The 12958-nt window shown below is 63.2% G+C and carries 12 protein-coding genes; 6 read left to right on the top strand and 6 right to left on the bottom strand.

From position 1 onward, the window contains the following. Window positions 1-41: 41 nt before the first annotated feature. The 3 genes from J1C52_RS10275 to J1C52_RS10265 all read right to left on the bottom strand — a co-directional run bounded on the left by J1C52_RS10275 (window position 42) and on the right by J1C52_RS10265 (window position 3192). The gene (locus tag J1C52_RS10275) at window positions 42-1265 is read right to left on the bottom strand and encodes a helix-turn-helix domain-containing protein (RefSeq protein ID WP_227427853.1); all 1224 of its coding nucleotides are present in this window, start codon (window positions 1263-1265) and stop codon (window positions 42-44) included. Window positions 1266-1390: 125 nt separating this feature from the next. Further along, window positions 1391-2614, bottom strand: coding sequence for a 5-aminolevulinate synthase (gene hemA / locus J1C52_RS10270; RefSeq protein WP_227427852.1), 1224 nt, complete (start codon window positions 2612-2614; stop codon window positions 1391-1393). Window positions 2615-2796: 182 nt separating this feature from the next. Next, the gene (locus J1C52_RS10265) at window positions 2797-3192 is read right to left on the bottom strand and encodes a hypothetical protein (RefSeq protein ID WP_227427851.1); all 396 of its coding nucleotides are present in this window, start codon (window positions 3190-3192) and stop codon (window positions 2797-2799) included. Window positions 3193-3311: 119 nt separating this feature from the next. Here J1C52_RS10265 and J1C52_RS10260 point away from each other — a divergent pair, with 119 nt between their 5' ends. The 5 genes from J1C52_RS10260 (at window position 3312) to J1C52_RS10240 (ending at window position 8495) form a co-directional block, all read left to right on the top strand. After that, window positions 3312-4697: a M20/M25/M40 family metallo-hydrolase gene (locus J1C52_RS10260; RefSeq protein WP_227427850.1), complete on the top strand. Its 1386-nt coding sequence runs from the start codon at window positions 3312-3314 to the stop codon at window positions 4695-4697. A 17-nt stretch (window positions 4698-4714) separates the two neighbouring features. After that, window positions 4715-5881, top strand: coding sequence for a cytochrome P450 (locus tag J1C52_RS10255; protein ID WP_227427962.1), 1167 nt, complete (start codon window positions 4715-4717; stop codon window positions 5879-5881). Between the two features lie 104 nt (window positions 5882-5985). After that, the gene (cobS, locus tag J1C52_RS10250) at window positions 5986-6957 is read left to right on the top strand and encodes a cobaltochelatase subunit CobS (protein ID WP_227427849.1); all 972 of its coding nucleotides are present in this window, start codon (window positions 5986-5988) and stop codon (window positions 6955-6957) included. Window positions 6958-6961: 4 nt separating this feature from the next. Further along, the gene (locus J1C52_RS10245) at window positions 6962-7402 is read left to right on the top strand and encodes an ion channel (protein WP_227427848.1); all 441 of its coding nucleotides are present in this window, start codon (window positions 6962-6964) and stop codon (window positions 7400-7402) included. Window positions 7403-7526: 124 nt separating this feature from the next. Next, window positions 7527-8495, top strand: coding sequence for a transferrin-binding protein-like solute binding protein (locus tag J1C52_RS10240; RefSeq protein ID WP_227427847.1), 969 nt, complete (start codon window positions 7527-7529; stop codon window positions 8493-8495). Between the two features lie 68 nt (window positions 8496-8563). Here J1C52_RS10240 and J1C52_RS10235 read toward each other — a convergent pair whose 3' ends face one another. Further along, window positions 8564-9175 carry an NADPH-dependent FMN reductase gene (locus J1C52_RS10235; protein WP_227427846.1) on the bottom strand — a complete coding sequence of 204 codons (612 nt, stop codon included), beginning with the start codon at window positions 9173-9175 and terminating at the stop codon, window positions 8564-8566. A 171-nt stretch (window positions 9176-9346) separates the two neighbouring features. On the opposite strand from J1C52_RS10235, the gene cobT reads away from it, so the two are divergent. Beyond that, window positions 9347-11221 (top strand): cobaltochelatase subunit CobT, encoded by a 1875-nt coding sequence (cobT, locus tag J1C52_RS10230; RefSeq protein WP_227427845.1) that lies wholly within the window; start codon window positions 9347-9349, stop codon window positions 11219-11221. Here the strand turns inward: cobT and J1C52_RS10225 are convergent, their stop codons facing one another. Both J1C52_RS10225 and J1C52_RS10220 read right to left on the bottom strand, forming a co-directional pair. Next, entirely contained in the window at window positions 11222-12022 is an 801-nt protein-coding gene (locus tag J1C52_RS10225; RefSeq protein ID WP_227427844.1) for an ABC transporter permease subunit, read from the bottom strand. It lies immediately after the preceding gene. Next, window positions 12019-12861, bottom strand: coding sequence for an ABC transporter permease subunit (locus tag J1C52_RS10220; RefSeq protein WP_227427961.1), 843 nt, complete (start codon window positions 12859-12861; stop codon window positions 12019-12021). The genes J1C52_RS10225 and J1C52_RS10220 overlap by 4 nt, the downstream gene beginning before the upstream one ends. Window positions 12862-12958: the final 97 nt, after the last annotated feature.

Raw genomic sequence — 12958 nt, 5'->3', positions numbered from 1 at the left:
CAAGCAACGCCCCTCTGTAGGTTAGAGCCAATCAGCGTGCGTTATTGCTGCGCTTCGGCCACGTTCACGAAATTGCGCAGGTCTTGGTCGCCCGACAGATCGGCGGTCGTGAAGCTTTCGGTCACGGCCTCTGGCGTCAGGGCAATGCGGTCCACGACTTGTGCACCCGGCGCGGTTGGACCGTAAGGCTGTCCATCGACCAGCAGGTAGACGGACCCCGAATTGCCCGCGCGCAAGACAGCCGGTTCTTCGGTTTGCGGCACGGTGTAGCGCTCGCCCGCGTCCAGAACCTTTTCGAACAGCACGGTGCCATCGGCGGCGCGCACGCGGATCCAGCTTGGGCGCACGGCCAGCACTTCGACCTGCGGCGGACCATCGCGCAGCACCTGAATTTGCGGGGCGCTGCCCGCGTCGTTCAGGGCAAGACCGATGGCCTCGTCAATCTCGGTGGGTGTCGCTTCATCCTGCACCATGCGAATGGCGCCGATCGGGCCGTCGCGCGATACCATGATGGGCGCGTCCAGCGCTTCGGGCTGGTAGCTGCGCACCACGCCCTGCGCCGGGGCAGCATCGCCCGGCAACGCGGTTTGCGCGATGGGGTCTTCGGCCAAGCGCGCGGCGGGCAAAAGCGCGCCCGCATCAGCGGTATCGACACGCGGCGCGGCATTGGCGATCACCGGGTCCAGTTCCGCCATCACCTCTGGCGACTGGTCGGCGGGTGCGAGTTGCACGCGCTGCACCTCTTTCAACACGGTCCAACCGCCAAAGCCCAGACCGATGACAAGCGCAAGAACCACCGCGACAGAGCCGACCGCGCCGTAATCCATGCTGCGCCAGAACGGCTCTGGCCCCTCGGCCAGACGGGTGCGCGACAGCAAGCCCTGAGACAACTCTCCTGTGCCGCCCAGCTCTGCACGGGGGCGCGACACGGGGCTGCGTTCCAGATCGGGGTTGATGGCGAAATTCGTTTCAGCACAGAAGCGCTGGTAGCACCAATCCGGGTCCATCCCCAGATAGCGCGCGTAGGAACGCACATAACCTGCCACGAAGCTCGGCGCTTCGAATGCAGACAGGTCGCCCGCTTCGATTGCCGCGATGTAGGTCGCGCGAATATGCAATTCGCGCTGCACATCCAGCAGCGACTTGCCCATTGTCGCGCGTTCGCCGCGAATGATGTCACCCAGCCGCACTTCGAAATCATCGAAGCCCGGTTGCTGGGTATCATCTACCGGCATGTCTTTGGATTTACCGCCAAACCAGTCCATTGCCCGCCCTTTGACCGCTTGATTGCTCACCTGAGCCCCAACTTGCACACAAACCCGACCTCTGATGGGCCGCTATGATTTTGCAGTATAAGGGGTTTCACTTCGATTTGAAGTGATAACAAGCGTCAGGCAGACATTTCGGCACGATTCAGCGCACAATGCGCCCAAAGCCCGTCCATCGCGTGAACCAGACGGTCGATCATCTTCGGATCATGCACCGGAGAGGGCGTGAACCGCAGGCGTTCGGTCCCGCGCGGCACGGTCGGGAAGTTGATCGGCTGCACATAGATCCCGTATTCGCTGAGCAGCATGTCCGAGATCTTCTTGCAATGCACCGGGTCGCCCACATGGACCGGCACGATATGGCTGCCATGGTCGATGATCGGCAGGCCCAACCCGCGCAGCCGCATTTTCAGGATGCGGGCATTTTCCTGTTGTTTATCACGCAGATACTGCCCGGTCTTCAGATACTCGACAGAGGCCGCTGCCCCCGCCGCGATCGCCGGCGGCAGCGAGGTGGTGAAGATGAAGCCCGGCGCGTAAGAGCGGATCGCGTCACACATTTTGGCCGATGCCGCGATATAGCCGCCCATCACGCCATAGGCTTTGGCGAGCGTTCCGTTGATGATGTCGATACGGTCCATCAGCCCGTCACGCTCGGCCACGCCAGCGCCGCGCGGGCCATACATGCCCACCGCGTGCACCTCATCAATATAGGTCAGCGCGCCGAATTCATCGGCAAGGTCGCAAATCTCTTTGATCGGGCCAAAATCGCCATCCATCGAATAGATCGATTCGAAGGCGATCAGCTTGGGCGCGGCAGGGTCGTCGGCGGCCAGCAGCTCGCGCAGATGGGCCAGATCATTGTGGCGGAAGATGCGCTTGGCCCCGCCATTGCGGCGCACGCCCTCGATCATCGAGGCGTGGTTCAACGCGTCCGAATAGATAATCAGGCCCGGAAACAGCTTGGGCAGGGTCGAAAGCGTGGCGTCATTGGCGATATAGGCCGAGGTGAACAGCAGCGCCGCTTCCTTCTGGTGCAGATCGGCAAGCGATGCTTCCAGACGCTTGTGATAGGCCGTCGTGCCGGAAATGTTGCGCGTGCCGCCAGAACCTGCACCGGTCGCGTCCAGCGCTTCATGCATCGCGCTCAGAACCGCCGGGTTCTGCCCCATGCCAAGATAGTCGTTGCCGCACCACACCACGATGTCTTGCTTGGTACCATCGGGGCGGTTCCAGACAGCCTTGGGGAAATGGTCCTTTTGCCGTTCGATGTCGATGAAGGTGCGATAACGCCCCTCTACATGAAGCTGGTTAAGGGCGGCATCGATTGCGGCTTCGTAGTTCACTACCCACTCCCTGGCATCGGCTCGGTATATTCGCTTTTATAGATATTCTTGGTTCATGCAAACCAAATTACCCTGACTGCACAATTCCCATGCAATTTGCGAACTTCCCATGACTTAGATCAAGTCTAAGCCGAAGGATACCGAATACCGCCGCATACCGGCGCGCCGAATCGTCGCGCCGTCTATTCTGGCTGGATTTCCAAGGCGATAACGCAATCCGGGCCACCGCTTCTGGCGGCGTTGCAGCCGTCCAGCGCCGCCGCGCGCGCCTCGTCCAGCGAGGGAAGATCGGCAACCGCAACCGCCGATTCCGCCAACAGCCCGTCCTTGACCAAGCCGTCCTCTGGCGCGAGCGCCATGGCCGCGAACCGCGCGCCATCGGGCACGAACAGCGCCAGCGCATCGCGATTCTGCCCGACCAGACGCAGCATCGCCACGCCCTCTGGCGACAGGAAGCTGTGCAGCGACAGCGCAATCTGCACCCCGTCCAGCGTGTAGGTTTCGCGCGGCACATCCTGCGCCTGAAGCGGTGCGGCCATCAGTGCCGCCGCGATTGCGATCATGCTCGGGGTTTTCATACGCGCTCACTCCAAACTCGAATCCAGTTGCTGGGCGGGGTTATAGCCCGCGCGCGGGGTCTGGACACCCCCAAGGCAGGTGTTACCCTTCGTCAAAATCGCAAAAAGCGGAGCATGTGATGACCGACCCCCTCGCCCCTGTCCTGTCCCGGATCGACGCCGACCTGCCGCAGGCGTTGGATCGGTTGTCAGACCTGCTGCGCATCCCGTCCATCTCGACCGATCCGGCGCATAAGGCAGATGTCGAAGCCGCCGCCGACTGGCTGGTCAAGGACTTGGCCGCAATGGGTTTTTCGGCCCGCAAAGACCCAACCACAGGCCACCCGATGGTTGTTGCCACGGGCGGCGCGCAGGCAGGCCCGCATCTGCTGTTCTACGGGCATTACGATGTGCAACCCGTCGACCCGCTGAACCTGTGGCACCGCGACCCGTTCGACCCCGAAGTGCAGGACACGCCGCGCGGAAAAGTGATCCGCGCGCGCGGCGCGTCAGACGACAAGGGCCAGCTTATGACCTTCGTGGAAGCCTGCCGCGCGTGGCTTGCGGTGCATGGCAGCCTGCCGGTGCAACTGACCTTCTTTCTGGAAGGGGAAGAGGAAAGCGGCTCGCCCTCGCTTGTGCCCTACATGAAAGAGCATGCCGAGGCACTGAAGGCCGATGTCGCGCTGATCTGCGACACGACGATGTATGACGCCGAGACCCCCGCCATCACCACCATGCTGCGCGGGCTGCTGGGCGAAGAGGTGACGATCCATGCCGCCGACCGCGACCTGCATTCGGGCATGTTCGGCGGCGCCGCGATGAACCCCGCCCGCGTGCTGGCGCGTATTTTGGCCGATCTGCATGACGATCAGGGCCGTGTCACCCTACCCGGCTTTTACGACGATGTGCCAGAGTTGGGACAGGATATTCGTGCGCAATGGGCGGGTTTGGGGTTCGATGCCGAAGCCTTCCTTGGCAAGGTGGGCCTGCGTCTGCCCGCGGGTGAACAGGACCGCACCGCGCTGGAAATGATCTGGGCGCGCCCGACTTGCGAGATCAACGGCATGATCTCTGGCTATACCGGCGCGGGGTTCAAGACCGTGCTGCCCGCGCAGGCCAGCGCCAAGGTCAGCTTCCGGCTGGTGGGCGGCCAAGACCCGCACAAGATACGCGCGGCATTCCGCGAGTTCGTGCAAGACCGCCTGCCCGGCGATTGCCGCGCCGAATTTGCCGAACATGGCGCGTCCGGGGCGTCGGTCATGGCCACCGACCACCCGGCATTCGAGGCGGCGCGTCAGGCACTCAGCGCGGAATGGCCGAAGCCTGCGGCGTTCATCGGCTCTGGCGGGTCGATCCCGATCGCGGGATACTTCAAAACGATCTTGGGCATGGATTCCATGCTGATCGGCTTTGCCAAGGATGATGACGCCATACACTCGCCAAATGAAAAGTATGATCTGGACAGCTTCCACCGAGGCATCCGGTCTTGGGCACGGATCATCGACGCGATTTCAAAGGCTTGAACGTGGAACTTGAGGGCTTGCCGGTTTTTGCGCAAAATCCGACAGATGTTCGATTTGTGCAAGATCCCTATTCCGCTTACGACCGGATGCGGGCACTCGGGTCGCTGGTCCATTGGCAGGATTACGGCCTGATCTGCACCACAAGCTTTGCCGCCACCAACGCGGTGCTGCGCGACCGTCGCTTCGGGCGGGTGCCGCTGACCCCACCCGAGATCGCGCCGCATCTGGCCCCGTTCTACGCGGTCGAGGCGCATTCCATGCTGGAGTTGGAACCCCCGCGCCACACGCGGCTGCGCGCGCTGGTTCTGCGGGCGTTCACCTCGCGTCGGATCGCGGCGCTTGGCCCCCAGATCGACGCGCTGGCGCATGAGTTGATCGACAGGCTGCCGCGCGGCCCGTTCGATCTGCTGGAACACTTTGCCCAGCCCCTGCCCGTCATCATCATCGCGCGTCTGCTGGGGGTGCCCGAATCCATGGCCCCTGACCTTTTGCGCTGGTCGAATGCGATGGTCGGCATGTATCAGGCCGGGCGCAGCCGCGCGATGGAAGACGCCGCAAGCCTTGCCGCGACCGAGTTCACCGATTTCCTGCGCGGCTATATTGACGCGCGCCGCGCCAATCCTGCCGATGACCTGATAACCCATCTAATCGCGGCGGAAGAGGACGGGCAAAAGCTGAGCACGGACGAGATGATCTCGACCTGCATCCTTTTGCTGAACGCGGGGCACGAGGCGACAGTGCACAGCCTTGGGCTGGCGGTGAAAACGCTGCTGGAACATGGGCTGTGGCCCGCCCCCATCACCGACGCGCTGATAGAGGAATGTTTGCGCTTTGACCCTGCCCTGCATCTGTTCACCCGTTGGGCCTATGACGACATCGACGTGATGGGCGTGACCATCCCGCGTGGGGCGCAAATCGCCTGCCTGCTCGGCGCGGCCAATCGCTGCCCGCGCCATTGGGAGGATGCGCATCTGTTCACCCCAGACCGCCCGGCCAAACCCCATGCAGGCTTTGGCGCGGGGCTGCATTTCTGCCTTGGCGCGCCCCTTGCCCGGCTGGAGCTTCGCCACGCCCTGAGCGCGCTTTGCGCCAGATTGCCGCGCCTGAGCCTGACAGAGCCGCCGCGCATGGCGAATATCTACCATTTTCACGGGCTGGAGCGGTTGATGGTCGCCTTGGATTAGGGCTTCCCCTTGAACCTTGGCGCCATATGTTACACACACGGCACAAGCTGCGGCCCGGTGATGTCCGCACCCCACCGCCGCCAGAGACAAGCAGGACCACAGGCATGACCAACCCGATGAAGCCCACCGAAGAGATTTCCGTCCGCGACGTGTTCGGAATTGACAGTGACATGACCGTCAAGGGCTTTGCCGAGGCGACCGACCGCGTGCCCGCGATGGACCCGACCTACAAGTTCGACCCCGATACGACGCTCGCGATCCTGGCAGGCTTTGCCTATAACCGGCGCGTCATGATCCAGGGCTACCACGGCACCGGCAAATCCACCCATATCGAACAGGTGGCCGCGCGGTTGAACTGGCCTTCGGTGCGGGTGAACCTTGACAGCCATATCAGCCGGATCGACCTGATCGGCAAGGACGCGATCAAGCTGCGCGACGGCGTTCAGGTCACGGAATTCCAGGACGGCATCCTGCCTTGGGCGCTGCGCAACCCGGTGGCAATCGTGTTCGACGAATACGATGCGGGCCGCCCCGATGTGATGTTCGTCATCCAGCGCGTGCTGGAACATGACGGCAAGCTGACACTGCTGGACCAGAACGAGATCATCACGCCGCACCCGTCTTTCCGGCTGTTCGCGACCGCGAACACCGTAGGTCTGGGCGACACGACGGGCCTGTATCACGGCACGCAGCAGATCAACCAAGCGCAGATGGACCGCTGGTCGCTGGTGGCCACGCTGAACTATCTCAGCCACGATGCCGAAGCGGCCATCGTGCTGGCGAAGAATCCGGCTTACAACACCGCTGCGGGCCGCAAGGAAATCAGCCAGATGGTGACGGTCGCGGACATGACGCGCACGGCATTTATGAATGGCGATCTGTCGACCGTCATGTCGCCCCGCACCGTCATCAACTGGGCCGAGAATGCCCGCATCTTCCGGTCCATCGGATACGCGTTCCGCCTGTCCTTCCTGAACAAATGCGACGAGTTGGAGCGCCAGACCGTCGCCGAGTTCTACCAGCGTTGTTTCGACGAGGAACTGCCGGAATCGGCGGCCAGCATGAGCTTGGGCTAACGCGATGATGCCGGCGCTGGCGGGGGCCATCGGGCTGGCGCTGATCCTGACCACGGTCGCGGTGCATTACGAAGCCTTGCGCCAGTTGGGCCGCGCCATGGCAGGCAGTCGCATTCAGCCGCGGATCAAGGTGCTTCTGGTTATCCTTGGCTGTCTTGCCGCGCATCTGGTCGAGATCCTGATCTACGCGGCGGCCTTCGGGCTGATCCTGCGCTTTCCCACGCTTGGCGGCATAGAGGGGCTGTTCACCGGCACCGCGACAGACCTGATCTATTTCGCCATGACCAGCTACACCACCCTTGGCATTGGCGAGGTCTACCCGACCGGCCCCCTGCGCCTGGTCGTGGCCATGGCCTCTCTCAACGGGTTCCTGCTGATTACGTGGTCGGCGTCCTTCACCTACCTGGTGATGCAACGCTATTGGCACCCGGAATTGGAAGACTGACCGGCCCCTGTTCTATCGTTGCGGGCCTGCGAACAATTCCTTTTTCTGGCCATATTTATTTCGTGAACCGGCCCCAATGCGAGGGCATCACTTGCGCAAGATGGTTAATTGAGGATTGCCTAACATGCGCTTTCATCTTGCCCCGGCCCTGTGCGTCATCGCCCTTCTCTCCGCTTGTGGCGGTGCCGAATTTGCCCCGGCAGGCAGTGGCGGCCCCATCGGCACCGAACCAAGCTCCGAGCCCGGCACAACCCCCAGCACCGGGAACCCGCCGAACACCCTGCCGCAATCGGGCCAAGGCAATTCCGGCGGTGTTCTGGCTGGCGATGGCGATGTCGCCGCAGGGGTCGAGGCGACAATGTATTACAACAGCTACCGTGGACGCGGCGCACCGATGCGCGCGAACGGGGCTGGCGTGAACTTCCACAATGGCGATCTGACCGGTGTGTCGGTGAACTGCTCCCGCGCGGGCGGCGGTGCCACCGTGCCCGAATGCGAGGTCGCGAATGCCGAGCGCGCCTATCTGGTAAATGAGCTGAGCGGCACCTATGCCTATGCCGGCTCTTTCGCCATCGAGGGGCATGGCCCGAATGGCGACCAGAACAGCTTTGTCGCCATCCATTCTGGCCCCGGCATGTCAGAGGACGAATTCGTCCAACTGCCGGGCGATGATGTGAATTACTCTGGCCGCTTTCAGGCAGGCGCCGGCGTAACCCGCAACGGTGTCACATACGAAGGCCGCGCGAACGGGTCGATGGACCTGAACGCCGATTTCAACGCGGGCAGCCTGTCGGGCGATTTCAACGGCCATATCTACGACGAAAGCCGCGACACCTATGTAGAGCTGACCGCGGGCTTCGAAGATGCGGTGATCGGCCCTGATGGCCGGTTCTACAACACCGAAGACACCGGCTTTTCCTATAACGGCTCGCAGGCTTGGGGCGAATTGGACGGCGCCTTTTACGGTCCGAATGCGGAAGAAGCCGCTGGCACCTTCGGCTTCGGCAATGACAGCGGCGGCATGACCGGCATCATGCTTGGCTGCTCAGAGCATAGCGGCGTGAATTGCGTGGCCCCGTCTCCGCGTTTCTGACCCGCTCGCCAGACAAAACAGTGCCCCCCGCCACCAGACCGGTGACGGGGGTCTTCTTGATAGCGACATCAGGCGGCTTCGCGCTGTCCCTCTACCGCGCGCGCGGCCATGGTTGCGCGGGTCCACCAATCCAGTTCCGACAGCATGGCGTCGGCGGATGCGCCGATGCTGGCTTCCAGCGTCTCGATCGGTTTGGGGTCGCCGCCCAGCGGATGCACGCTGAAGAAATCGCCGCCGCCAATATGAACCGCCGACCGGGTCGAGGCCATTTGCAGCTCTATCCCGATGGTGCGCAGGTGTTCGGCCGCGCGGGTGCCCCCGACAGAGCCATAGCTGACAATGCCGAACGCCTTGCGGTTCCATTCGTTATAGGCTTGGTCCAACGCGTTCTTCAGAGCGCCGGTGATCGAGCGGTTGTATTCGGGGGTGACGAAGATGAACCCGTCATACTGCGCCAGCGTCTCTTGCCATTTCACGGCGGCGGCGTCCTGGCTGGGCATCCATGCGTTCGACGCCATTTCGTTGAACAGGGGCAGCGGATGGTCTTTCAGGTCGATTAGGTCGACCTGCCAATCGCCGCGCGCTTTCGCGCGGGCCACGATCCATTCTGCGGGGGCCAGCCCGAAACGGCTGTCGCGGGTGGTGCCAAGGATGACGCCAATGCGGGGGGTGGTGGTCATGGTGTGCTCTCCGGTGTGGGGTTTTGTATAAGCGCATATTGTCCGCGGCCGCGTGCCCGGAAAGGCCGGTTTGCGCACAGTCGATGTGCGCCCGCGCGGGGTCTGCGCTTTTCTTTCGGGGGGCGCTGGTCTATCTGTTGGGGACAGTGATTTCCCACGCCTTGGTGACGCATGAGCAAGCCTTCCGACAACCCGGCCGACCCGTTCAAGAAAGCCTTGTCGGAAACCGCCCGCACGCTGGCCGATGCCCGTGACATGACCGTCACCTATTCGGTCGATCCGCCGGGTCTGTCGGGCGATGCGATGCGCCTGCCGCAAGTGACCCGCCGCATGACCCGCGACGAGGTGCTTCTGGCGCGCGGCACCGCCGACAGCCTGGCCCTGCGCCGCCGCTTTCACGACGCAAAGACCCATGCCCGCTACATGCCGCAGGGCGAGATGGCGCGCGAGCTGTATCAGGCGATGGAAGATGCCCGCTGCGAAGCCGTGGGCGCGCAGCACATGCCGGGCACGGCGGGAAACATAGACGCGCGCATCGCCCATGACGCGCGGCGCAAGGGCTATGCGCAGATCCGCGACCGTCAGGATGCGCCGCTGCCCGTCGCGGCCAGCTACATGATCCGCCAACTGGCCACGGGCCGCGATCTGCCCGAGGGGGCCGATCATGTGCTGGATCTGTGGCGCGGCTTTATCGAAGAGCGCGCGGGCAGCACGCTGGAAGGGCTGGACGATGTGCTGGCCGACCAAGGCGCCTTTGCCCGCTTCACCCGCCGCATGATCGAGGATCTGGGCTTTGGCGACCAGTTGGGCGACGACCCCGACGACACTGGCGACGAGGACGAGGGCACCGAGGACGACAGCGAAGACCAGCCCGAAGAGCCGGAAAACCCCGACAGCCAAGGCGAGGACGACAGCAACGACGACGACAGCGCCGATGAGGACGGCCAATCGCAGGACGCGGCGCAAGCCGATATGGCCGTCGATGACGATGCCGAGGACGAGATGTCGGACGAGGCGGAACTGCCCGAGGGCGAAGCGCCCATGGACCCGCCGCCACCCCCGCCGCATTCCGAGGCAAGCGCGGATTACAAGGTCTTCACCACCGCCCATGACGAGGAAATCCGTGCCGAGGATTTGGCCGAAGCAGCCGAGTTGGAACGCCTGCGCGCCTATCTGGACCAGCAGTTGGAACCGCTGAAAGGGGCCGTGTCGCGGCTGGCCAACAAGCTGCAACGTCGCTTGCAAGCGCAGCAAAACCGGTCGTGGCTGTTCGATCTGGAAGAGGGAACGCTCGATGCCGGGCGCCTGGCGCGCGTGGTGGCCAACCCCACCACGCCCCTGTCCTTCAAGCAGGAAAAAGACACCGAATTCCGCGACACCGTGGTTACGCTGCTGCTGGACAATTCCGGGTCCATGCGCGGGCGGCCGATCTCGATTGCTGCGATCTGCGCCGATGTGCTGGCCCGCACGCTGGAGCGCTGCAACGTCAAGGTCGAAATCCTTGGCTTCACCACCCGCGCGTGGAAGGGTGGCCTGTCGCGCGAGAAATGGCTGGCCGAGGGCCGCAGCCTGCAACCGGGCCGGCTGAACGATCTGCGCCATATCATCTACAAGCAAGCCGACGCACCTTGGCGGCGCGTGCGCCCGAACCTTGGGCTGATGATGAAAGAGGGTTTGCTGAAGGAAAATATCGACGGCGAGGCGCTGGAATGGGCGCATAAGCGGATGCTGGCACGGCCCGAGGCGCGGAAAATCCTGATGGTCATCTCGGACGGGGCGCCGGTCGATGACAGCACGCTATCGGTGAACCCCGCCAACTACCTGGAACGTCATTTGCGCGACGTGATCGCCATGGTCGAAAAGCGTCGGGCGGTGGAGCTTTTGGCCATCGGCATCGGCCATGACGTGACGCGCTACTATAATCGCGCGGTCACGATTACCGATGTCGAACAGCTTGCGGGTGCCATGACCGAACAGCTTGCCGCGCTGTTCGACAAAGACCCGCGCGCGCGGGCGCGGTTTGCGGGCATCAAACGCGCGGGGTGATTACCCGCGCTTTGACTGCCGATAAAGCACCCAGCCCGCCACGCTGACCGCGACGGCGACGATCAGGATAATAAGCGTCGCCAGCGCGTTCACATCGGGGCTGACGCCCAGCCGCACCTTGGAAAAGATCACCATCGGCAGGGTTGAAGCGCCGGGGCCGGATACGAAAGACGCGATGACCAGATCATCCAGCGACAGGGTGAAGGCCAACAGCCAGCCCGACACCAGCGCGGGCGCGATCACCGGCAGGGTAATGTCGAAAAACACCCGCACCGGGCCCGCGCCCAGATCGCGGGCGGCCTCTTCCAGACTGTCATCCATATCGCGCAGGCGCGATTGCGCGATGACCGCCACATAGGCCGCGCAAAAGGTCGAATGCGCGATCACGACAGTGACCATGCCACGCTCTGACGGCCAGCCCAGCGCCAATTCCATCGACACGAACAACAAGAGCAGCGACAGGCCGATCAGCACTTCGGGCATGACCAGCGGGGCCGTGACCATGCCGGTCATCAGCAGACGCCCCCGGAAGCGGCCAAAGCGGGTCAGCACGAAGGCGGCCAATGTGCCGATCACGGTCGCGATGGTCGCGGATAACACGCCCACTTTCAGGCTGATCCATGCCGCGCCAAGGATTTGCGCGTCATTCAGCAACTCGCCATACCAGCGCGTCGAAAACCCGCCCCAGACCGTGACCAACTGGCTGTCGTTGAACGAGTAGATAATCAACGACAGGATGGGGATATAGAGGAACGCAAAGCCCAGAAAGCTGGCGGCAGGCAGGAACCAAGACCCTCTCATTGCGCGCCCTCTTGCCGGTTCTGCACCGATTGCAGCCACATGATGGGCACCACGACCAGAAAGAGCATGACGATCGCCACCGCAGAGGCGACGGGCCAGTCGCGGGCCGAGAAGAACTCATCCCACAGCACACGGCCGATCATCAGCGTATCGGGGCCGCCCAGCAATGCCGGGATCACGAATTCGCCGATGGCGGGGATGAAGACCAGCATCGACCCCGCGATGATGCCCGGCAGCGACAAGGGCAGCGTGACCGTGAAAAAGGTCAAGATGGGCGATGCACCAAGGTCGGATGCCGCTTCCAGCAGCGCGCCGTCCAGCTTCACGAGATTGGCGTAAAGCGGCAGGATCATGAAAGGCAGATAGGTATAGACGATGCCCAGATAGACCGCGAAATCGGTCTGGAGCATGACCAAGGGCTGGTCGATGATCCCCGTCCACATCAGGAACCCGTTGATAACCCCATCGCGGCGCAACAGCCCGATCCACGCGTAGACACGCAGCAGGAACGATGTCCAGAAGGGCAGGATCACCAGAAGCAGCAGGATCGACCGGCGCGGCTCTGGCGAGCGGGCGATGAAATAGGCCAGCGGATAGCCGATGAGCAGCGCCAGAAGCGTTGAAGTCGCGGCGATGCGGATCGACGAGATATAGGCGCTGGCATAGAGCGGGTCCTCGGCGAGGAACTGGTAATTGCCGAAGCTGCCGGCGTATTCCCAGCCATCCGCGCCTTGCTCGAACAAGGGCGAATAGGGCGGGCGCGCGATCATCGCCTCTGACAGGCTGATCCGGCCTAGGACCAGAAACGGCACAAGGAAAAAGACGAACAGCCACAGCATGGGAATGGCGATGACCAGCCAGCGGTCACTGATGCCCGCCGCGCGGCCCAAGCCAAAGGCCACCAACACCGCCGCGACCAGGCCGCCCAGCAGAAGG

This window comes from Roseibaca sp. Y0-43, from assembly GCF_020667835.1.
Taxonomy (GTDB): domain Bacteria; phylum Pseudomonadota; class Alphaproteobacteria; order Rhodobacterales; family Rhodobacteraceae; genus Roseinatronobacter.
Note: the sequence above shows the minus strand (reverse complement) of the source record. Positions and strands in the feature narration are given on the sequence as shown.